General features: G+C 55.5%; 19 protein-coding genes. 14 read left to right on the top strand and 5 right to left on the bottom strand.

Translation table 11 applies throughout. The annotated features are described in order from the left end of the window. Positions 1–3 precede the first annotated feature (3 nt). The gene (locus SHM7688_RS08110) at positions 4–1410 is read right to left on the bottom strand and encodes an aminotransferase class V-fold PLP-dependent enzyme (RefSeq protein ID WP_058239463.1); all 1407 of its coding nucleotides are present in this window, start codon (positions 1408–1410) and stop codon (positions 4–6) included. A gap of 108 nt (positions 1411–1518) precedes the next feature. Here SHM7688_RS08110 and SHM7688_RS08105 point away from each other — a divergent pair, with 108 nt between their 5' ends. From SHM7688_RS08105 to arsJ, 6 genes are all read left to right on the top strand, one after another. Further along, the gene (locus SHM7688_RS08105) at positions 1519–1983 is read left to right on the top strand and encodes an Lrp/AsnC family transcriptional regulator (protein ID WP_058239462.1); all 465 of its coding nucleotides are present in this window, start codon (positions 1519–1521) and stop codon (positions 1981–1983) included. A gap of 95 nt (positions 1984–2078) precedes the next feature. Next, entirely contained in the window at positions 2079–2408 is a 330-nt protein-coding gene (locus tag SHM7688_RS08100) for an ArsR/SmtB family transcription factor (protein ID WP_058239442.1), read from the top strand. A gap of 16 nt (positions 2409–2424) precedes the next feature. Then, positions 2425–2973 (top strand): arsenate reductase ArsC, encoded by a 549-nt coding sequence (locus tag SHM7688_RS08095; RefSeq protein ID WP_058239441.1) that lies wholly within the window; start codon positions 2425–2427, stop codon positions 2971–2973. A gap of 1 nt (position 2974) precedes the next feature. Further along, on the top strand, positions 2975–4024 hold the full coding sequence (gene arsB / locus SHM7688_RS08090) for an ACR3 family arsenite efflux transporter (protein ID WP_058239440.1): 1050 nt from the start codon (positions 2975–2977) through the stop codon (positions 4022–4024). A gap of 12 nt (positions 4025–4036) precedes the next feature. Then, positions 4037–5047: an ArsJ-associated glyceraldehyde-3-phosphate dehydrogenase gene (locus SHM7688_RS08085; RefSeq protein WP_058239439.1), complete on the top strand. Its 1011-nt coding sequence runs from the start codon at positions 4037–4039 to the stop codon at positions 5045–5047. 171 nt (positions 5048–5218) lie between these two features. Beyond that, on the top strand, positions 5219–6475 hold the full coding sequence (gene arsJ / locus SHM7688_RS08080; protein WP_058239438.1) for an organoarsenical effux MFS transporter ArsJ: 1257 nt from the start codon (positions 5219–5221) through the stop codon (positions 6473–6475). On the opposite strand, the gene SHM7688_RS08075 is transcribed toward arsJ, so the two are convergent. Together SHM7688_RS08075 and SHM7688_RS20025 are read right to left on the bottom strand one after the other, a co-directional pair. Then, positions 6472–8130: an adenylate/guanylate cyclase domain-containing protein gene (locus tag SHM7688_RS08075; RefSeq protein WP_058239437.1), complete on the bottom strand. Its 1659-nt coding sequence runs from the start codon at positions 8128–8130 to the stop codon at positions 6472–6474. The genes arsJ and SHM7688_RS08075 overlap by 4 nt on opposite strands. Before the next feature lie 503 nt (positions 8131–8633). Beyond that, positions 8634–10115: a hypothetical protein gene (locus SHM7688_RS20025; protein WP_223229292.1), complete on the bottom strand. Its 1482-nt coding sequence runs from the start codon at positions 10113–10115 to the stop codon at positions 8634–8636. A gap of 89 nt (positions 10116–10204) precedes the next feature. On the opposite strand from SHM7688_RS20025, the gene lepA reads away from it, so the two are divergent. The 7 genes from lepA (at position 10205) to SHM7688_RS20020 (ending at position 17463) form a co-directional block, all read left to right on the top strand. Further along, positions 10205–12007 carry a translation elongation factor 4 gene (gene lepA, locus SHM7688_RS08065; RefSeq protein ID WP_058239436.1) on the top strand — a complete coding sequence of 601 codons (1803 nt, stop codon included), beginning with the start codon at positions 10205–10207 and terminating at the stop codon, positions 12005–12007. Continuing rightward, entirely contained in the window at positions 12004–12780 is a 777-nt protein-coding gene (locus SHM7688_RS08060; RefSeq protein WP_058239435.1) for a sulfotransferase, read from the top strand. Before lepA ends, SHM7688_RS08060 begins: the two co-directional genes overlap by 4 nt. A gap of 480 nt (positions 12781–13260) precedes the next feature. Next, positions 13261–14358 (top strand): hypothetical protein, encoded by a 1098-nt coding sequence (locus tag SHM7688_RS08055; protein ID WP_144432525.1) that lies wholly within the window; start codon positions 13261–13263, stop codon positions 14356–14358. 267 nt (positions 14359–14625) lie between these two features. After that, positions 14626–15018, top strand: coding sequence for a rhodanese-like domain-containing protein (locus SHM7688_RS08050; RefSeq protein ID WP_058239433.1), 393 nt, complete (start codon positions 14626–14628; stop codon positions 15016–15018). A gap of 168 nt (positions 15019–15186) precedes the next feature. Next, positions 15187–15471, top strand: coding sequence for an acyl carrier protein (locus tag SHM7688_RS08045; protein WP_083498993.1), 285 nt, complete (start codon positions 15187–15189; stop codon positions 15469–15471). After that, a complete protein-coding gene (locus SHM7688_RS08040) occupies positions 15468–16682 on the top strand; it encodes a beta-ketoacyl-[acyl-carrier-protein] synthase family protein (RefSeq protein WP_199556614.1) in 1215 nt (404 codons plus the stop codon). The genes SHM7688_RS08045 and SHM7688_RS08040 overlap by 4 nt, the downstream gene beginning before the upstream one ends. Positions 16683–16935: 253 nt before the next feature. After that, positions 16936–17463: a MaoC family dehydratase gene (locus SHM7688_RS20020; RefSeq protein ID WP_306341261.1), complete on the top strand. Its 528-nt coding sequence runs from the start codon at positions 16936–16938 to the stop codon at positions 17461–17463. 7 nt (positions 17464–17470) lie between these two features. Here the strand turns inward: SHM7688_RS20020 and SHM7688_RS08030 are convergent, their stop codons facing one another. Then, entirely contained in the window at positions 17471–17875 is a 405-nt protein-coding gene (locus tag SHM7688_RS08030; RefSeq protein WP_058239429.1) for a DUF3307 domain-containing protein, read from the bottom strand. Between the two features lie 256 nt (positions 17876–18131). Here SHM7688_RS08030 and SHM7688_RS08025 point away from each other — a divergent pair, with 256 nt between their 5' ends. After that, positions 18132–21134: a cyclic nucleotide-binding domain-containing protein gene (locus SHM7688_RS08025; protein ID WP_058239428.1), complete on the top strand. Its 3003-nt coding sequence runs from the start codon at positions 18132–18134 to the stop codon at positions 21132–21134. 78 nt (positions 21135–21212) lie between these two features. Here the strand turns inward: SHM7688_RS08025 and SHM7688_RS20015 are convergent. Continuing rightward, positions 21213–21432, bottom strand: a 220-nt coding sequence (locus tag SHM7688_RS20015) for a hypothetical protein (RefSeq protein WP_233486602.1), incomplete at its 5' end; no start/stop codon positions are given.

The following is a 21432-nucleotide window of genomic DNA, read 5'->3' as shown; positions in this document are numbered from 1 at the left end:
ATCTCAGCCAGCAAGGGCCTGTGGTGTTTCCTGTGCCCAAGTGTGGGCCAACTCTGTGACCGCGTTGAGAATGTAATCGACCGTCTCATCTGTCATTAGAACGCTGAGGTTGAGGCGCACAAACCCCGGTTTGCGCGCGCCCTCGCCAAAGAGAATGTCTTTGCGGATGTCGGCAGATTGCGGATCGTCGATATTCAGCAGGGCATGCACATAGGGGCCCGCGCAGGAGCAGCCGCCCCGCGCCTGAATGCCATAGCGCTCAGACAGGGCGCGGGTGAAGGCGTTGTGATCAATGCGGGCGCCATGGTGGTCACGCGGCACAAAAGACAAGATTGGCAGACGCGTGTCGCGTTGGGCTGCGAGCAGGTCGACGTGCGGGGAAGGGCCCCACGCTTCAAAAGCGCGCGCGGTCAGAGCGGCATTGCGTTCATTCATTTGGGCCGCGCCGATGACGTCTTTCACCGTCAGTGCCAACCCCACTCGAATATCACCAATGACATTGGGCGTGCCGCCTTCTTCGCGCTGTTCCAGCTGCGCAACGTAGTCGTGTTCGTGGGCGTTCACAAAGGCCACCGTGCCGCCGCCGGGGCGATAGGGGATCTCGGATCGTACCACATCTTTGCGCAGCACCAACACGCCGCTGGCACCGGGGCCACCGATGAATTTATGAGGCGAAAACACCAGTGCATCAACTTCCGCCCCTTTGGTGGGGGACATGGTCATGGGCAGGTACGGACCGCCGCCTGCGTAGTCCCAGACCATCAGGGCATCATAGGCTTTGACCAGCCGTGTGATGGCAGCCACATCCGTGCAGACGCCGGTGACATTGGCAGCGGCGCTCATGGCGACAATCACCCGCCCGTTCAGCCCGTGCTCTGCCAGCGCTTTGGTCAGGGCGGAGCGATCTGGGCCCGGAAGAACCCCTTCAGGGATTTCGATGACCTTGGCGCCGCTTTCGCGCCATGGCAGCAGGTTTGAGTGATGCTCATAGGGGCCCACAATGACGGTGTCTTTAGCGCCAATCTGCATCAGATGGACCAGTTGGTTGAGGCCCGAGGTGGCCCCGGCACCAGCAAAGATCACGGCATGGTCATCCGCATCTGCGCCGCAGTGAGTGCGCACCACCGCCCGTGCGCCTTCTCGCAGAGCGCCCATGCGGGCTCCACAAAGGGAGGCGTCTGTGTGGGTGTTGGCGTAGTAGGGCAGCACCTGTTCCATGACGAAAGTCTCTACCTGCCGCAAGGCACGCCCGGAGGCCACGTAGTCGGCATAGACCAGTTTGCGTGGTCCTGAGGGAGTATCGATGTGAATATCACCGCCAATCAGACCATCACGCAGGTCGTCAATCGCATCGGAGGCGGTGCGTAGGCTGTCGGCAAAAAGCGTGTAGGGGCGGGTGAGATCGGACATTGAGGCCTCTTTTGTAAGGGTTTGGTGAATATTACCCAAGAAATCTTTCAAAAAACTCACCTATATTTTGCATTTTTCGTTTCAATGTGGGTCATGCGATCTATAAATATGCGCAATATGGACGATCTTGATCGAAAAATACTGGATGTATTGCAACGAGACGCGGCCTTGTCGCAGCGGGAAATTGCAGAGCGCGTGGGGATGTCTCAAAATGCGCTTTGGCGCAGGCTGAAACGTTTGGAGGAAAGCGGTGTCCTGCGCGGGGCTCGGATGCGGATTGATCCTGCTGCGGTGGGCTTGGATTTGACCGTTTTTGTCATGGTACGCACGCGCAACCATTCGGTGGAATGGGCAGAGGCATTTAAAGCGCATGTGGCACGTATTCCTCAAGTTTCAGAAATGCATCGCATTGGGGGAGACTGGGACTACATGCTGAAGATCGTGACCTCCGGCATGGCAGGCTATGATGCGGTGTATCGCCGCTTGACCACCGGGTTTGAGCTCGACACGGTCACCGGATATTTTTCGATGGAAACCATGTTGGAGGATCGGCCCTTAGATGTGCATGGCTGAGGTGTGCCGCTGAATAAGGGACTGTCATTAAAATGTCATCGCTTACAGGCAATCAGGGCTTGCACTTTGTATTATATTTCCATAATTCACGATATATGGATAAAAAATCAGCTCTCGCGGCTTTTGCCGCACTGTCTCAGCCCACGCGCCTTGATGCGTTCCGCCTGTTGATACAGGCAGGAGATGCAGGATTGGCCGCCGGTGAAATTGCCGATGCTTTGGATGTGCGCCAGAACACGCTTTCTGCGAATCTCTCCGTCTTGTTGCAGGCCGATCTTCTGCGCAATCAGCGTGAGGGGCGCAGCATTCGCTATTTTGCCGATACGGAAGGCGTGCGCGGGCTGCTCGGCTTTCTGCTGGAAGATTGCTGTGGCGGTCGTCCTGATCTTTGCCAGCCGCTTATCAAAGATCTCACCTGTGGCTAATGAAGAGGGCACAGCTATGACACAAGAAACCTACAATGTGCTGTTTCTCTGTACCGGCAATTCTGCGCGTTCCATTCTTGCAGAAGCCATTCTCGAACGTGAGGCCATGGGGCGGTTCAAAGGATTTTCCGCTGGGTCGCATCCCAAGGGGCGCCCACACCCATATGCATTGGATCTGCTTCAGCGGCTCAATCATGACACCAGCTTTGCCCGCTCCAAAAGTTGGTATGAGTTTGCAATTGCCGATGGTCCGCATATGGATTTTGTCTTTACTGTCTGCGATCAGGCCGCGCAGGAAGAGTGTCCGGTCTGGCCCGGACAGCCGATCTCCGCGCATTGGGGGATGCCCGATCCCGCAGTGATGCAGGGATCTGAGGCTGAAAAGCGCGTTGCCTTTTCAGAGGCGTACCGGATGCTGCGTAACCGGATTTCGGCTTTCGTGAATTTGCCCATGGATGGGCTGAATGCTGTGGCATTGAAATCCAGGCTTGAAGACATCGGCAATCGGGATGGTGAGGATATTCTCACGGCTATTCGGAAACATAGGGAGAAGACCCTTGGGTGAAATGGTTGATCAGCGGAGTGCCGGTTTGGGCACTTTTGAACGTATGTTGTCGCTCTGGGTCGCGCTTGCAATTGCTGCAGGATTGCTGCTTGGCAGCGGTCTTCCGGCCGTGTTTGGCAGTCTTGCAGCGCTGGAAGTGGCTTCTGTCAACCTGCCGGTTGCCGTCCTGATCTGGGCTATGGTTTACCCGATGATGGTCGGCATTGATTTTGGCGCGTTGACGGATGTGGGGCGCAAACCCAAAGGGCTGGTGATCACTTTGGTGGTCAACTGGCTGATCAAACCCTTTTCCATGGCGGCGCTGGGCGTCTTGTTTTTTGAGCATGTTTTTGCGGCTTGGATAGATCCGGAAACCGCCAGTGAATACCTCGCCGGGGTGATCCTGCTGGGCGCGGCGCCCTGCACAGCGATGGTGTTTGTCTGGTCCAACCTTGTGCGAGGCGACGCCAATTACACGCTGGTACAGGTCAGCGTGAACGATCTGATAATGGTGATCGCATTTGCGCCCATCGTGGCCTTCCTGCTTGGCGTGGCCAATATCACTGTACCGTGGGAAACCCTGATCCTGTCGGCCGTGCTCTACATCCTGTTGCCGCTGATTGCCGGCTACATCACCCGCAAGCGCCTGATGGGGCAGGGCGGTGAGGCGGCGGTTGAGGCCTTCCGCAACCGCCTGCGCCCCAGCTCTGTGGGTGGCCTGTTGTTGACCGTGGTGTTGCTCTTCGGCTTTCAGGCGCAGACCATTCTCAGTCAACCTTTCAACATCCTGCTGATCGCCATCCCGCTGCTGATCCAGACCTACGGCATCTTCTTCATTGCCTATGGCGCAGCGCGGCTCTGGAAAGTGCCCTTTGAGGTCGCCGCCCCCTGCGCGCTGATCGGCACGTCCAACTTCTTTGAACTGGCGGTGGCTGTGGCCATCTCGCTCTTCGGCCTTGGCTCGGGTGCCGCACTCGCCACCGTTGTCGGTGTGCTGGTGGAAGTGCCCGTGATGCTCAGCCTTGTTGCTTTCGCCAACCGCACCCGCGGCTGGTTTCCAACACAATCCTGAAGGATCTGATTTATGACCAAAATCGCAATCAATGGCCTTGGCCGCATGGGCAAGCTGGTGATCCGCAGCTTCTTTGACCTCGGTCTGGATGCCGAAATCGTGCTGCTGAACGACCCCTCCGGCGATGCCGAGTTGCACGCGCATCTCTTGGAGTTTGATACGGTCCACGGCCGCTGGCGTGCTGACTTTGCGTATGATGAAAACAGCATCACCATCGACGGCCACCAGATGCACAAAACCGAAGCTTGGTCGATCGAAGAGCTCCCGCTTAAAGAGCTGGGCGTTGATCTGGTGGTGGATTGCACCGGTGTGTTTAAAACCAACGCCAAATTGCAGCCCTACTTTGACGCGGGTGTGAAAAAGGTCGTGGTTTCTGCCCCTGTGAAAGAGGAAGACGTGGCCAATATCGTCTATGGCGTGAATGACGCCACCTATGATGCGGCCACTCACAGGGTCATCACCGCCGCCTCCTGCACCACCAACTGCATCGCGCCGGTGGTCAAGGTGATCCGCGAAAAACTGGGCATCGAGCAGGCCAGCTTCACCACCATCCACGACGTGACCAACACGCAGACCATCGTGGACCGCGCCCACAAAGACCCGCGCCGCGCCCGCTCTGCTCTCAATTCCCTGATTCCAACCACCACCGGATCCGCCAAGGCAATCATCCAGATCTTCCCCGATATGGACGGCAAGATCGACGGCCACGCCGTGCGCGTGCCGCTGTTGAATGCCTCGCTCACCGACATTGTCTTTGACGTGAGCCGCGACACCACGGTCGAGGAGGTCAACGCCTTCTTTGCCGAAGCCGCCGCAGGCGAACTGGACGGTATTCTGGGCTATGAAACCCGCCCACTGGTGAGCTGTGATTTCACCAATGATGACCGCTCCACCATTGTTGATGCGCTCTCCACCCGCGTGGTCAACAACCGCCATGTGAAAGTCTATGCGTGGTATGACAACGAGTGGGGCTATGCCTTCCGTCTGGCGGATGTCACCCGCATGGTGCTCGCCAGCCTCTAACTCTAATGGCTCGTGCCGCAGGCACGGGCCGCGCCCGACCCTCCCCCCCCCAAGGAGGGCGCATGTGCGACGTTGCATCAACCTCAGGTGTAGATTGTTGTGTCGCCCGGGTGGCAATTCCAATTGTTCCTTGCGCCCACCTAGGCTCGGGCGCGCCCCTCAGAGGCCGCCATGACCAACGCCCAAACCCAGAAACCAGACGGCCTCGCGGCCTATATCACCGTCACCGCCGCCTATTGGGCCTTTATGCTCACTGACGGCGCGCTGCGGATGCTGGTGCTTTTGCATTTCAACGGGCTGGGCTTCTCCCCGATCCAGCTGGCCTATCTGTTCCTGCTCTACGAGGTCATGGGCATTGTCACCAACCTCTCCGCCGGCTGGATCGCTGCGCGTTTTGGGCTGACCTCCACGCTCTATGCGGGGCTCACCATCCAGATCGCCGCCCTGATCGCTCTGGCACAGCTTGACCCGGTATGGGGTGTCACCGCTTCCGTGATCTTTGTGATGTGCGTGCAGGGGGCTTCCGGCGTCGCCAAAGACCTCTCCAAAATGTCTTCAAAGTCGGCGGTCAAACTGCTCGCCCCCAAAGAGGGCGGCGAGCTCTTCCGCTGGGTGGCGTTGCTCACGGGCTCCAAGAATGCGGTCAAAGGCTGCGGCTTCTTTCTGGGTGCCGCGCTGCTGGCGCTCTGGGGCTTTCAGGCCTCGGTCTGGGGCATGGCCACCATCCTCGCGGTGATCCTTGCAGGGGTGGTGACCTTCATGCCCTCAGGCCTGCCGCAGGGCTCCAAAAAGGCCAAGTTCTCGCAGGTCTTCTCCAAAGACCCCAATGTGAACCGCCTCTCCTTGGCGCGCATGTTCCTGTTCGGCGCGCGCGACGTGTGGTTTGTGGTGGGCATCCCGGTCTATTTCAACGCGGTGCTCTCTGATGGCACCGCCGAGGGCCGCCGCGAAGCCTTCTTCATGATCGGCATCTTCATGGCGGTCTGGATCATCCTCTACGGCGCGGTGCAGGGCAACGCCCCGCGCATCCTGAAAGCCGCCAATGCCAGCACCGATGAGGTGGTCGGCAAAGCCATCAATTGGGTTGGCTACCTCACCCTGATCCCACTGGCGCTCACCGCCGCTGTGCTGATGCTTGACACCTCCGCAATGCTCACCGCCATTCTGATCGTGGGGCTGTTGGTGTTTGGCTTTGTCTTTGCTGTGAACTCCTCGGTACACAGCTATCTGATCCTCGCCTTCACCTCAGACGAACGGGTCACCATGGATGTGGGATTTTACTATATGTCTAACGCGGCTGGGCGGCTGCTCGGCACCTTGCTCTCAGGCCTCAGCTATCAGATCGGCGGCTTGTGGCTTTGTCTGTTGACAGCTTCAGTGATGTCCGCGCTCAGTTGGTGGGCGGCAAAACGGCTGCGCGCGGTTTAGAGTGGTTCGGCCTCTGGATGTAGCGCAGCGTTGATCCATGCCATTTCTTCGGGCAGGGCCAATTCGTTGATGGCGATCGAGGGCTGTTTGGGCAGCGTCGCCGCGGCCCGGCGCGCCGCCGCAAGCCCGCGCGCGTCACCAGTCTTGTGACAGGCCAGCGCTTTGAGCAATTGCAAGCCACGGTCGGTGGGACGCAGATCGGCCGCTTCCAGTGCGGTCACACGCGCCATCGCATAATCGCCCGCAGCCAGATAGACCCGTGAGGTGAAGGCGAGGCGGGTTACGCGAAACGGATCATTGCTGCTGCTCTGCACATAGCTTGCCAGCGCCTCGACCGCTTTTTGCGGTTTGCTTTCAAGCAGCGCCAATTGCGTGAGCAAGTCCACAAAGCCGAGGAACGTGGGGTTGATGCGCCGCGAATGTTCGATGTCTGCCGCCGCGCCTTTGAGATCGCGCAGCACCCGCAGGCGATAGGCCCCACGCGCCCAAAAGACAAAATCACTGTTGGGCGCTTCTGCGATGGCAACATCCAGATCCTGCCCGATTTCGGTCAGTTCCGGCTCGCTCAGCGTTTGAAAGCGAATGTTGGCCAGGTTCAGGCGACTTTGCGCGCGCATGGCCAGTGACATGCCGTCTTTTGGGCTGAGCAGCACGGCACGGTCCAGCGCCGCATAGCCCTCCTCCCAGGAGGGCAGTGTTTGTTTTAAAAACAGTCCGGCGGCGCGGGCGCGCAGTTCAGAGACGCTCAGTTGCGAATTTTTCAGATGTGCCAGCCGGTTGCCATCATATTGGATGGTCTGCATGCGCAGATCGGAACTCACCGTTGGCAGGATCTCATCCACAAATGCAAAGGGGTCATCCAGATCCCCATCGTAGCTTTCGGTCCAGAGCGTGGTCATATCCCGGCGCAGGATCAGGGAGACGGTGAAACGGGCCCGATTGCCCGCGACACGAAGCCGACCATGCACCAGAAACAGGGTAGGGGTTGCTTCAACGCTGGCGGTATCCACTGTGGTGATGCCGGTGCGTTTCATGGAGAGCTGCACCATACCATCGTGCAGATCCTGTGCCACGGCGGCGGTCTCCGACGTATCTGGGGCGGCGACAAAGCTCTCAAAGCCGATGGTGGGCAGCGTGCCTGTGTTGGGCGCCGTTGTCAGGTTGGCCGGGCGCCATTGATAGAGGCGCATGGGGGTGGCGATATTCTTGAGATTGAACATGCCCACATCGCTGAGTTCCTGCTGACGGGCCTCAGAGAGCTGGCGGAACAGATCTTCGGAGAACATGGCCCCACCGGGAGGCGCTTCTGTCTCAATGCGCTGCGCGATGTTGACGCCATTGCCGTAGAAATCCGCCTCATCTTCGACAATCTCGCCGATATGACAGCCAATGCGCAGCTTGATCACCTTGTGATCGGCCAGATTGCCCTGCACCTCTTCGGCGCAGTCCAATGCCTCTTCCACGCTGGGGAACGACAGGATCCAGCCATCCCCCATACGCTTGAGCACCTCACCGCCATGGATGGCCGCGACAGGCTCCAGATGGGTTTTGCGCAGCTCCTGAACGGAGGCCACAGCCAGCGCCTCATTTTCTCCCATGAGGGCGGAATAGCCAACCAGATCCGCACACATCAATGTGGTCAAACGACGGCGCATGGGAGAGTTCCTTGATGATTGGCTGCCAGAGCAGCATCGCTCCGGGTAGCTTAATAGTCGAAGTATGATTGGTCTAGAATCTTGGGCTTGCCGAGGGCAGGTTCAAGAGCGGCGTGTTCTATTTTCTTTCTATCTGCGTGACAAGGGCCTGTCACACTGCTCACGAAGGCATGATCGGGGTGCAGCGCAATACCCAACACGCGCTCTTTTTAGCTCGGCTCTTAACGCTACCCCTTACCCGGATCACCTGTGATCCGGATCGCACCCGACCCTGCCCCCCCAGGGCGGGTGCGATTTTGCCATGGCCGAGTGAGATAAGAGCTGGGCCTTTGCGGAGAGCGGTTTGCCAACCTGACAGCCGCCCTCGGTGCCGGGCGTGATCCTCTGTTGCCGCTCCTCAACAAAGGCCCCCTACAGCTCGGCTCCGCCGAGCCGCGCCCGACCCTCCCCACGGGAGGGCGCATTCGCTTCCTCCCAGGCTCAGGCGCGGCTCTCGGTGGTTTCTAAATCACGCCCAACATACGAAGGCCGATTTCAACTAGCTTATAAAGAAATCCGACGGCACCTGCGCCTAGGCCGACCGTAACCCCGGCTAGCCGAATGGTTTTGACGAGATCGCTGTCAAAGGCCTCCGCCCCCTTCTGAAGTCCTTTCTTAGTCTTATCGACCAACAACGCCATTTTGGAGACTCGGTTAAAAACACGCGTTGAGGCGTCTGCCCCCGGCAGTTTTGGCGCACCAGATGGAAGGGGCAGCAATGCGTCGTTGATCAACTCAGGAATGTCTTCTGCAAAATCCTCGGCCATAGCGCCTTCGCTGATCGCTGACAGAACCGGCGCTGCCTTCTCAAGTGTTTCGCGATCTTCAGGGTTCAGTTCCTTAAACGCGATTTGTGCAAGCTGTTCTCGATTTGCCGCCACCTCCGGGTGGTTCGCGCGAATGCCACGAACACCGTCCTCAACCGAGTTTAATAGCGCGATATTGTCCGAGCTGTCTGGTAGCTCGTGCGTTTCATGCAACTGCCGTCGCAAGTTTTTTGCTACGGTTGTGAGCGTCAGTTCTGCTTGCTGAGGGTCATTCCCATATCGATTCACGACCCGCCGAATTTTCCTTGCTTCACTGGAGTTTTCCGTGACGCCGTTGTGCCTAGCCATGGCGTCTTCCAAATTGTCAGAAATCTGCGTGAGTAAGGCAGACATCAAAGGCGCATTTTCGACAGGAGTAGGGGTGGCGCGAAATTTGCCTGTGTCAGGATTTAGGTCGACGGTTTCTACAAGAGGAAATTTATCTGCGAGATAGCGGGCTTGGATGCGTTCGATTTCATCAGCAACCGCCTCAGGGCCAGAATCCCAGATGTCATCTTCGATCAATGCAACGCGGCGTTGGAGTTCCCAGTCGAGCGGAGAGCGCGAGTAGAAGGCTGTATACCAGTCGCGCCAAAACCGCCATGCTGCTTGCAGGCCGCTTGCTTCAGCTAACTCTTGCCAAAAGAATGCCTCGCCGGTTGAATGGATATCCGGCAGAACAAAGTTTCGTTCAGGTCCGTCAAAGAAATCGGGGCTTGGTTTTGGTAAGTTGTCGTTTCTTTTTCCTGCGAGATCGACCATGTCCCCTAGTGAAAACTCGCCAAACGTATCCAGAATTCGCTCCAACAACAGAATTGGATTTGTGTGCGTTTGAGCGTCCAAGGCACGCTCCAAAATACTCTTACATGGCCCATCTTCCACCAAGCGAAGGTACTTCGCGGCGCTTAAGACTTTTTCGTGCGCAAAAGCATCCTGGAACCTATTGCGCACTACGGCAGTAAGCGACGCTCGAGCAATTGCCAGTCCTATGAAGCCGGCTCTAGCTGTGTCGGCATGTGTCTCGAAAGGGATGAGGTCTTCATCGAATTGCGGTAGAGCGCGTAACGCGGCTTCCGCTGCGAGATGTCGCATAACATCGTCTACAGTGTGGCTTTCGAACGGATTGTTGAATTGGTTCACCGCAAATTCTCACTTCTACCCCAAATATCCCGCCCCGCACCCTACAGCGCTGCTTGACCAAGACAAGATTCCCTATCATATCCCGGATCATGAGCACCGATCTGTCCAAAATCCGCAATTTCTCCATCGTGGCCCACATCGACCACGGTAAATCCACCCTTGCTGACCGCCTCATCCAAGAGACGGGCACGGTGGAAGACCGCGATATGAAGGAGCAGCTGCTCGACAGCATGGATATTGAGCGTGAGCGTGGCATCACGATTAAAGCCAACACCGTGCGCATTGATTACAAAGCCGATGATGGGGAGACCTATGTCCTCAACCTCATCGACACCCCCGGCCACGTCGACTTTGCCTATGAGGTCTCCCGCTCCATGAAAGCGGTGGAGGGCTCGCTCCTTGTGGTGGACAGCACCCAAGGTGTCGAGGCGCAGACGCTTGCCAACGTTTATCAGGCGATTGAGGCCGATCACGAGCTGGTGCCTGTGCTCAACAAGATCGACCTGCCGGCCTCCGATTGTGACCGCGTCGCTGAACAGATCGAAGACGTGATCGGCATCGACGCCACCGGCGCGATCCAAGTCTCCGCCAAAACCGGTCAGGGCATCCACGAAACCCTTGAGGCCATCGTCAAAGACCTGCCCGCACCGCAGGGCAACATCGACGCGCCGCTCAAGGCCATGCTGGTGGACAGCTGGTATGACGCCTACCTCGGCGTGATCGTTTTGGTGCGCATCATGGACGGCACCCTGAAAAAGGGCCAGCGCGTCAAATTCATGTCAAACGGCACCCTGCATTCTGTGGACCGCGTCGGCGTCTTCCGCCCGGAGATGCAGATGGTGGACAGCCTCGGCCCCGGCGAGATTGGCTTTCTGACCGCCTCCATCAAACAGGTACGTGACACCCGTGTAGGGGACACCATCACCAATGACCGCCACGGGACTGAGCAGGCCCTGCCGGGCTTTAAGCCTGCGCAGCCGGTGGTGTTCTGTGGCCTCTTCCCGGTGGACAGCGCGGAATTTGAAGACCTGCGCGATGCCATCGACAAGCTGGCGCTCAATGACGCGTCGTTCTCTTTTGAAATGGAAACCTCCGCCGCGCTGGGCTTTGGCTTCCGCTGCGGCTTCCTGGGCCTGTTGCACCTTGAAGTGATCCGCGACCGGATCGAGCGCGAATATAACATCGAGCTCATCACCACTGCGCCGTCGGTGATCTATCACGTCTATATGAAAGACGGCGAGATGATCGAGCTGCACAACCCCGCCGACATGCCCGACATGTCCAAGGTGGATCACCTTGAGGAACCCCGCATCAAGGCGACCATTCTGGTGCCCGATGAATACCTCGGCGACGTGCTCAAACTCTGTCAGGACCGTCGCGGCATTCAGGAAGACCTGACCTATGCAGGCTCGCGCGCCATGTGTGTCTATGACCTGCCGCTCAACGAGGTTGTGTTTGACTTCTACGACCGTCTGAAATCGGTGACCAAAGGCTATGCCTCGTTCGATTATCAGATGACCGGCTACCGCGAAGACAACCTCGTGAAGATGTCCGTGTTGGTGAACGATGAGCCGGTGGACGCGCTGTCGATGATGGTGCACCGCGACCGCGCCGAAATGCGTGGCCGGGCGATGTGTGAAAAGCTCAAAACCCTGATCCCGCGCCACATGTTCAAGATCCCGATCCAAGCGGCCATCGGCGGCAAAGTCATCGCGCGCGAGACATTGTCAGCGCTGCGCAAAGACGTGACGGCCAAGTGTTACGGCGGCGACGCCACCCGGAAGCGCAAGCTTCTGGACAAGCAGAAAGCCGGTAAGAAAAAGATGCGTCAGTTTGGTAAGGTGGATATCCCGCAAGAGGCATTTATTTCGGCACTAAAGATGGACGATTGATCTTGCCGTCTTTCGTGGTTCTTGGGCAAGAAAGAAGCGGTACGACGCTTGTGCAGACTCTCTTGAACTCGCATCAAGACTTGCTCTGCCGAGGCGAATTGTTCGACCCTTGGCAGATTGACGACAACGGGCAGAAAATAACAGACCTTTCCCTGGTGCGCGCTCGTGATGCGCTGCCGAAAGCATTTCTGACGGCGGCAATGGATGGTGCAGACTTAGCTAAGCCAGCACCGTCTCGCATTTCGCGCTTTGCTGCGAAGTTGACAAGGGGCAAACGGAAGCGGATTGGATTCAAGATGCTCACGCATCATCATCCGTTATTGTTCAAAGAGATTATCCCTGCATCACCTGATATGGCGATCATATATGTGACGCGCACCAATAAGCTGGCTCAGTTTGCCTCGCGTCAGCAGGTGAAAGAAACTGGCCGCTGGACGGAGGCGAGAGCCCAAGCCCCTGTTGCGCCCAAGCTGAAGATATCGCCGTTTTGGGCGGCCGCCGAATGCAATCGTTTGGAAAACGAGGACTTTTTGCTCAGTCACTATCTGGAGATGCTTCCCAACCCTGTGTTGCAGCTGGAGTACGCCAGCCTGTCAGAGGGTGATCTCCAAGCTGAGCTGGTTGCTTTTCTTGATGTATCTGCGCAGGGGCTAAGCAGCCCGCTGAAGAAACAGGGGCAGAATCGGGTGCTGGATCGTTTTCAGAATGCCGATGAAATCGCAACGCATTTCGCAGCGATTGAGCGTGAGGCCTGGCTGGGGCCGGAAATCTGAGAGCCGGCTGCGGAAGCGATCACACCGTGGTTCCTATAGCGCAGTAAAGGTGTTTTGTTTTCTGAGCTTACGATACGATATATGCGGTATGCTACATCTGGATCGCGCAAACGAGTGGCCTCTTTTTTGTATACTCTTCGTGTCCGTTGCGATCCCAGTATAACAAAGCCTGATCAAGTCTTCGTCTATGACTGCTGCAGTGAGCTCAAAAAGATGCTGGAGACAGCACTGCGTATGCTGCGGTCCCTTTAGTAAAGCGGCTTCATTCTGCGAATATGTAAATCTTGCGGCACGTGCCCATATCGTGTTTATAATTTTTAATTTTGAAATGATCTTATCATAGGCTCAGGAGACATTAATAATTTAGCACTGGTACGGAAAATTGATCGGTTCTGAGCCTGAGGTGGAACTGTTTTGTAATTAGGGTCTTGTTGAAGTAACGTGCAATACTGGTTGGATAATTGGTACAAGCGAAAACTCGTGGGCATTATTTTGGTCGCGCTCGGTGTTTTTTGCGGTTGGGTCGGTGAAAACAGTGAGATCATCGTTAAGGGTATTTGTGGCGAATTGGCTACTGGTTGGTGTTTGCCAGTTAGGATTGCGTTTATTGATCTTGGGTGGAATGGTCTTGCCTACACGCTGATTTCAATCGGTTGCATTCTCGCGCTTCTCTATGACTTTGTTTCCGAAATATTAGCCTCAATTTTGGCGTTTGCTTTGAACCATGTTGCAAACGCAAAACTGGTTGTGATCCGTGCGTTGGAGCAAGGCAGGATGTCACAAGCGGAAGGAGGTGAAGTGCTTGTCGAGGCCGGTGCTAGGTTGGCGGGCAAATTCGACAAGAATGGTCAATCTCTTTCGAAGTTTCTGGTAGACAGGTTCTTACATCAAGTTCACGCTGATGGCGGTTTCTGGCGCAGAGATTACTATGCAAATATCAATGTCGAGACCCTTCCAGACGACTCTCTATTGGAAAGAGATAAGTATTTGAGTTGGTCTGAAACGACGCGTTTTACTGTCGAGAATGCTTTTAAGAAGAGGATTTACAAGTATTCTTCGATAAGCGGTATCGAGCTTCCAGAGACTTCTGAAGATGAGCTTTTGGAAAAAATTCTGACCCATATCAAATATGATGTGAGAGCAGGCGGGAAGAAGGTTTTTTCCCTTGAAGAGTTTAGGTCGTCTCTGGACTTGGATGGCATTCGATCTGAGTCTGGGTTTGCGAGAAATGGAGTTCGTGTTTCTTTCAAGAACGGTCTGCTGAGCGTCTCTGTTCACCTGGATATTGAGGTGAACGATACAGAAACTGATATCGTCATTGATGAAAGCAGCTTTATCGCATTGGATGACCGAATTTATGAGTTGAGCTTCGTTGAGGCGACGAAAGGCTTGACATTTAGATTAAGTTTACCACATGGATTTAAAATCGTGCATGAGGGTGTTTCAGGACTGAGATACGGTACCAGCCGTCCTAAGGAAATCGAAGCCGTTTTTGATGGCGAAAGCCGATTAAGGGTTGACGGCGTTTCATGGTGTCTTCCCGGTATTGTTGCGGTTGTCGTTTGGCGTGAGCCCTAATTACGTTGACATCGCGCAGCCTTTCTGTGTTGATGCTGTTAAGTTACACTAAAGGAGAGCGCCCGCTATATGGCGCAATGATAGGAAAATGAAAAAGAAAATCACTGTCGTTTAAGTCAGGTATAATAACCTAAGATGGAATGTTAAGAGGCCCTTGTTATAGCAAGGGCCTCTTTGTTTCGTGATCGTCTGTACCTTGTGTCGCACTTAACAGCGCCGGGTGTGGGGGCTAGGTTGGTGTCCTAAACCACATCTAGGAGAGCCCCAATGCCCATCACTGCCGCCGATCTGTTGCAAGCTGCCCATGCGGTTGTGCCCAAAATTTCCACCGCTGATGCGCAGGCCAAGCTGGCGGCGGGGGCGCTGTTACTGGATGTACGTGATGCGCCTGAGCTAGATGCCAATGGCCGCGCCGAAGGCAGCCACCACATTCCGCGTGGTATGCTGGAGTTTCGCGCCGATCCGGCCACGCCGTTTCATGATCCAGTGATGCGCAAGGATCGTGTGGTTATTTTACACTGTGCCTCCGGCGGTCGAGCGGCGCTGGCTGGTAAGCTGCTCAAAGATATGGGCTATGTCGAGGTGCACAACCTTGGTGGATTTCAAGATTGGGTTGACGGCGACGGAGCCGTGATTGAGCCGGTGGATCCGGGCATGTGAGTGGATGGCGACATGTTGGGCATCTAGGTGGTTTCTCACTTTTGATTGCCCTGGTCGCCAGTTTCCATCTGGAAATTTGCAGGATTTCCACGTACCTTTTAGACGTCCGCTTAATTTAAGCCGGATTTATTGTGGATTTTTGTTAAATAGATTTTAGTGTCTGGAAGGATGCCGATGAATATTGATCGCGACGCATTGACCCGTGAATTGCTAGACATGGTTGCAGAAGAAGGCATGGTGGACCGTGCTGAGCTCGCAGTTGAGAAGCCGCTTGAAGAACTGGATATTCAGTCGGCAGACTTCATAATGATCCTTATGGCGATAGAGGAAAGATACGGTGCCTATGTGTCAATGGACAATGAGTTGACCGATGTGGTGACTGTGCAAGATCTGTTAGATCTGGCTATTACCAAGATTGAAGAGCATCAGTCTGAAAAGACCGCAGAAGCGTGAAGCGGGTTGTCGTCACAGGGATGGGCGCTGTCTCGGCCTGTGGCCTTGGAGCTGACGCGCTGATTGCAGCCACGCAGGCGGGTATATCTGGCGTCAAACCTGTGCAATTTGACGATCTGCCACAGCAGCGCGTTTCAACCGCAGCACGGCTAACCTTAGAAGATGTTGCTGCAATTGTAGGGCCAACGCCTCATAAGATGCGCGACCCGGTGGCGGAATATGCGCTGTTTGCTGCGCGCGAAGCGGTTGCGCAGGCTGGGCTGACGCCGGAGCATTTTGGGGAAGTTTGCGGGGTTTCCATCGGATCAGGTCAGGGCGGCGCGAAGACCCTCAATAGCAACTACATGAAATTTGGGCGCGAAGGGCCTATGCGGCTTGATCCGATGACGGTGCCGAAAATCATGAACAATGCGGCGGCGGGCTGGGTGTCCATGGAATTTGGTGCCATGGGGCCGGCTTTCTGTCTTGCCACCGCCTGTTCAGCGGGCAGCCAGTCGATCGGTCTTGGGATGCAGATGGTGGCTCTGGGCCAAGTGGACCGATGTCTTGCCGGCGGAACAGAAGCCTGTTTGGTCGGGGCCGGGTTTCGCATTTGGGAGTTGTTGCGTGTGATGACAGCAACGCAGAACCGCCCTTTCAGTAAAGACAGAAATGGCATGACTCTTGGCGAAGGCGCAGGGGTTCTGGTCCTTGAGAGTCTTGAAGCGGCTCAAGAGCGTGGGGCGGAGATACTCTGTGAACTCTCCGGGTTTGGGACGAATGCGGATGCGGGAGATCTTTTGCGGCCTGATCCGAAGCGTGCGGCGGCCTGCATGCGGATGGCGTTGAAGCAGGCGGGGCTGTCACCGGATCGCATTGAGTATCTTAATGCGCATGGGACTGGTACGGTGGCCAATGATATCAGTGAGGTCATGGCGTTACGTGATGTGTTTGGCGAAGGGCTGGATGGGCTGGAAGTGTCTTCTACAAAGCCAATTCATGGTCATGGATTGGGGGCGGCTGGCGCACTGGAGATGATTGTCGCTATCGGGGCCTTACAGCGGCAGAGCGCACCACCGACCATTAATTTCACGGAAGTGGACCCGAAGATTGGGTTAGAGCCAGTGCCAAATCAGGCGAAACCGATGTCGATTTCCGCCGTGATGTCTAACTCATTGGCGTTTGGTGGGATCAATGCGAGTTTGGTGGCGCAACGCTATGAGGATGGCTGAACGTCATGAGGAAGTCGCGCTGAACATAAGTGCGGGCATTGACCGTGCAAATTTGCAGGCGCTTGTGGCGCTTGGGCGGGCATTACTTCAGCTGCCCTCCGATCCTCCCGTGCCGACCTCTGCGATGGCGCTTTTGCTAGGAGCTCCCGCGCTTGCCTCAGTCTTGAGCCGATGTGATACGCCCAAGGGACTGTGCGTTTTGCATGAAAGCCAGAGGTTTTTGGATTGTCACCCTTCAACATCGTCTGAGTGCATGATCATTTCACTGAGGGTGGATAAGGGGTCTGATGCCGCGCACTATTACGTTTCGTTGCCTGAGACCTACGGGATGATGGAGACACGGTTGCGCTTTGCGCAAAATGAAGACGTGCGATCTGCCAAGGCACCGCATTTCCATGAGCGCTTCTGTTCAGAGGACGCGTTGCGCTTGCAAACGCTACCTTTGTCTGCCGAGAGGCTAGGCGGTTATGTGGCGCTGTCAGGGGATGCTAATCCGATTCATGTGGACCCTGCAGCTGCGAGGCTGGCAGGTTTTGAAGATGTGATCGCCCCTGGTATGATGTTGTGTATATTGGCTGAAATGGCCTGTTGCACAGTGCTTCAGCTTGGTCGGCTGCGGGAAGTGCGCGCGCGGTTTCTTTCACCTGCGGTGGCGGGGCATCCGGTCACGTTCATCTTTGAGCCGACCTTAGATGGCGTGCATGCCAAAACACGGGTTTTTGTGATTGGTCCCAGAGAAGAACTTCATGCCGTTGTTGATTTGTTTGCGGCTCAGGCTTGAAGGAAAATCAGGAGGGCATGTCCATCCAGATCACGCAGGCATAGTAGGCCCAGATCATCAAGATGTAGGTCAATTGGTGCAAAGCCTGATCTGTGCCCATTGCATACCAGTACATGGGCTGGTCCGGTGTCAGGTTCCGATCGACTGAGAACTTCGCTTTGCCCCAGTCAATATGGAAATGCACGATAAACTCCACGATAACCATTGTCATGATCATGACGGGATGGGCACCGAACACTGCCAGAATCACCGCCGAAAAGGCCGCATGAATGCCAGCATGCTGTGCGCGACCCAAATGCCAATAGCGCTCACGCCCCATGATCATCTTGGCGTTCTGCAGAAAGAAATCCGCCACTAGATGTTTGATCTGAAATGCCGCGACCAGCAAAAGTATGGTCGTGATTTGGTCCATAGACCCCGCCCCATGATGTATTTCACGCTCAAAGACTAGCCGCGAAACTCTGGCTTCGCAAACCTCAGTTTTGTGTCGCAGGTGATGACACTGGGAAAACTAGGTGCGTCTCTTTAAGAAAGCGTTTGAACAGGCGACCTATGCAGGAGTAGCATCTGCTGAAAGACTGGGCGCCGCCCAAAGCTGACCTGTGGGAGTTGGGGCCATAGAACGCTCACTTTTTTCCTTCATCTGGAAATATTCAAAACGAGACCAGATGGTATTGCTGTTCATGACAGCTTGCCTCTTTCCTTTGCAGTTTCTCACTTTGGAATTGCCCAAGCGCATCATCAACGATGCAATCGATGCGGAACAGGATTTCATCGATGTGCTCAATTATGAGATGACGCAGGAAAATTTCCTGATCATGCTTAGTTTGCTGTTCTTGCTGACGGTTTTGGGCCACGGCCTGATGAAGATGCGCATCAATACGATGAAGGGCGTGCTGTCGGAACGGATGTTGCGTCGTTATCGGTTCTCGTTGATTTCGCGCATTACGCGGTTTCCGCAACCTTATTTGCGTCGCACGTCTCAGGGGGAGCTTGTGTCGATGATCACGGCGGAATCCGAGCCGTTGGGGGGGATGATGGGGGATGCCATCAGCTTGCCTGTGATGCAGGCTGGGCAAATGCTGACGATTCTGACGTTTCTGTTTTTGCAGAATGTATGGTTCGGTCTGGCGGCGATTGCGCTCATTCCTTTGCAGGCGTGGTTGATTCCCAAACTTCAACGACAGATAAACCTGCTGAACAAAGATCGGATTCAGCAAGTGCGCCACTTGGCTGCTGAAATAGGCGAGACGGCGACCGGGACGCCAGAACTGCGTGGCAATGGTGGCTGGCGCTTTCGCATGGCGCAGATCACACGACGCCTTGGTACGCTGTTTCTGATCCGTCTGAACATCTACAAGAAAAAGTTCTTCATGAAGTTTCTAAATAACTTCATCACGCAGCTCACGCCGTTCTTTTTCTATCTTGTTGGGGGGCTTCTGGTCATCCGGGGCCAAGTAACACTTGGGGCCCTTGTTGCCGCGCTTGCGGCTTATAAAGATCTCTCGTCTCCGTGGAAGGAGCTGTTGAACTATTACAATCGCGTCTCCGACCTCTCTGTGCGCTGGCATCTGATTGGCGATCGTTTTGAGCCGTCTGGCATGGTTGATGAGGCTCTATTAGAGGACGAGCCCAAGACCATCCCGAGGCTGAGCGGGGAGATCGTCCTCAACGAAGTGTTTGTGCGTGATCATGATGGCGACTCCGTGCTGGAGAACATCACAGCCACCATACCGCAGGGCACTGTACTGGGTATTCGTTCCCAAGACGCAGAAGAGCGCAGGGCAATTGCAGAGCTTTTTACGCGTGAGATCACCCCCGTGAGTGGCAACCTTTCAATTGGGGGGCTGCGTGTCAATGACTTACATCAGAGGGTGATAGCGACCCGTGTAGGCTATGCCGATCCCGCCCCTTACGTTTTTGCAGGCACCTTTGGTGACAATGTGCTTATGCCGCTCAAGCGCCAACCTCTTGTCGATCTGCCGGATCCAATGGGCGCGGCCGAAGAGAAAAAGCGGGCTTATGAGAGCGTACGGACGGGCAACAGTTCGGACAGACTCTATTCCGACTGGCTGGATCCATATTTGGCAGATATGGCCAGTGAGGATGCGGTGCACGACTGGTGGGTTCGGTTGATGGATGCCACCGGTGCCGGCTCAGCTTTGTTCCGCCGTGGTCTGGATCAGCCCTTTACTGAAACAGAGCATCCAGAGCTGGCGCATACCATTGTGTCGTTACGCCCGAAAGTCCGCAATGCTTTGGCGGCGGCGGGGCTCGACAAGGCATATTATCGGTTTGATCCCGAGCTGTATAACCCGGCGTTGCCAGTTGCCTCAAACCTGTTCTTTGCCACGCTGCGCACAGATGCACAGGATCCGGAAACAGGCGGTGTAGGGGCCTTTTTAGATTTGCTTCATGAGCTCGGCATAGAGGACGGTATTCTGCGTATGTCGCGCGAAGTCATTGAAATGCTCAATCAGACATTTGGGATGGATGGCACAGATCACCCGCTGTTCCAGCAGCTTGGTTTGAGCGTGGACACGTTCAGCCGTAATGTGGAGCTGGCGCGCAAAAGTCGCGATGTCGGTCTGGCGCAAATGGAACGCAGCGAACTGGAACAGATGATTGAGCTGCCATTTGAAGTTTCTGCTGAGCGGATTGGTCCGGGCTTTGGAGATGATCTGAAAGAGACCATTCTGTCGCTGCGCCACAATGAGGCCGAAAAGCTCTCCGAATGGCTCTCGGCTTATTTTACGCCGTTGAGAGAAGACCGCTTTGCATCTGGTTTAACGGTTTTGGAAAACGCGATTTATGGCAAGCTGACTGCCGCAGCCGGACCACGTGGTGAGCAATTGCGCGACATCGTGGCCCAAACACTCACTGAAGCAGATGTGAAGAAAGACGTTGCAGAGCTGTTGTTCGCGGTGCCAACTGGCATTGGTGGGGCAGGGTTGCCTGGCGCCTTTGCCGAACCTCTAGCCATCAGCCGGGCGGCGATCAAGAAGCCCGATATTCTGATCCTCAATCGTTGTTTGGCGGCCTATGAAGAGGGGCAGGCTGCCGATACCGTTGCCAATCTGCGCGCGCTTCTGCCGGAGACCACAATGATCTTCCTGGAGGAGGATTTCGAAGACGCGGACAGTTTTGACATGGTTCTAGAGTTGGAACATGGCCGTTTGAAGGATGGAAAGGCGACCAGCTTTGAAGACACAGGCAATGCGGCCAGTGCTGATTTGCGTCGCAAGATGCGTGCGCTGACGTCTGCGGATATGTTTGCAGGGGTGTCCCGCCGTCAGATGCGTCTGCTCGCTTTCGGTGCTCAATGGCATCAGGCCAGCGAGGGTGATTATGTCTTTCACATGGGAGATGATCCCTCTGATGGGGCCTATCTCATTTTGGAGGGGCAGGCCGGTCTTGGGTATCGTACAGAGGATGGTAAGAGGCATTTGGTGGCCGAAGCTGGGCCGGGCACGCTGGTTGGGGAACTTGCTCTGATCCGTAAGGAAAAGCGGGCTTTGGACATGTATGCCAAGACAGATCTGGAAATGCTGCGCCTCGGGGAGAGCGAGTTTATGGCGGTGATCGAGAATGACGCCCCCACCGCATTTCGCATTTTGCAGGCTGTGTCAGGCTATGTTGGCGCCCCAAAGCAAAGCAGCGGTGACAGCTAAGAGCGAAGCGTGCTGGCTGGTTTCCTTTATCGAGATGTAATTCCTATAGGGTGCTTAGAACTTTCAAGGTGGACTCCCTTAGCGGATGAGGTGCTGTTTGGTGAGTCTGTGGGTATCGCTGTGGATAAGTCTGGGTTCTGCGGTTTTGGGCGAACAAAATGGCGGAAAGCTCATTCTAGCCATGCGATGACTTTCATCTATCCCATTGATATTGTTATATTTTTGAGATTTTTTGAAAAAAGGTGATTTTTGTTTGAAAAAGCGCTTGCGGGTTCTGCGTGATAACCTTAGAACCCCC

Source organism: Shimia marina, from assembly GCF_001458175.1.
GTDB classification, from domain to species: domain Bacteria; phylum Pseudomonadota; class Alphaproteobacteria; order Rhodobacterales; family Rhodobacteraceae; genus Shimia; species Shimia marina.
This window is presented reverse-complemented; position numbering and strand designations above follow the sequence as displayed.

Coding starts and splice junctions, on each gene's coding strand:
- SHM7688_RS08110 (WP_058239463.1), bottom strand. CDS start 1,410: ATGTCCGATCTCACCCGCCCCTACACGCTTTTTGCCGACAGCCTACGC.
- SHM7688_RS08105 (WP_058239462.1), top strand. CDS start 1,519: ATGCGCAATATGGACGATCTTGATCGAAAAATACTGGATGTATTGCAA.
- SHM7688_RS08100 (WP_058239442.1), top strand. CDS start 2,079: ATGGATAAAAAATCAGCTCTCGCGGCTTTTGCCGCACTGTCTCAGCCC.
- SHM7688_RS08095 (WP_058239441.1), top strand. CDS start 2,425: ATGACACAAGAAACCTACAATGTGCTGTTTCTCTGTACCGGCAATTCT.
- arsB (WP_058239440.1), top strand. CDS start 2,975: ATGGTTGATCAGCGGAGTGCCGGTTTGGGCACTTTTGAACGTATGTTG.
- SHM7688_RS08085 (WP_058239439.1), top strand. CDS start 4,037: ATGACCAAAATCGCAATCAATGGCCTTGGCCGCATGGGCAAGCTGGTG.
- arsJ (WP_058239438.1), top strand. CDS start 5,219: ATGACCAACGCCCAAACCCAGAAACCAGACGGCCTCGCGGCCTATATC.
- SHM7688_RS08075 (WP_058239437.1), bottom strand. CDS start 8,130: ATGCGCCGTCGTTTGACCACATTGATGTGTGCGGATCTGGTTGGCTAT.
- lepA (WP_058239436.1), top strand. CDS start 10,205: ATGAGCACCGATCTGTCCAAAATCCGCAATTTCTCCATCGTGGCCCAC.
- SHM7688_RS08050 (WP_058239433.1), top strand. CDS start 14,626: ATGCCCATCACTGCCGCCGATCTGTTGCAAGCTGCCCATGCGGTTGTG.
- SHM7688_RS08045 (WP_083498993.1), top strand. CDS start 15,187: ATGCCGATGAATATTGATCGCGACGCATTGACCCGTGAATTGCTAGAC.
- SHM7688_RS20020 (WP_306341261.1), top strand. CDS start 16,936: ATGATCATTTCACTGAGGGTGGATAAGGGGTCTGATGCCGCGCACTAT.
- SHM7688_RS08030 (WP_058239429.1), bottom strand. CDS start 17,875: ATGGACCAAATCACGACCATACTTTTGCTGGTCGCGGCATTTCAGATC.
- SHM7688_RS08025 (WP_058239428.1), top strand. CDS start 18,132: ATGGTATTGCTGTTCATGACAGCTTGCCTCTTTCCTTTGCAGTTTCTC.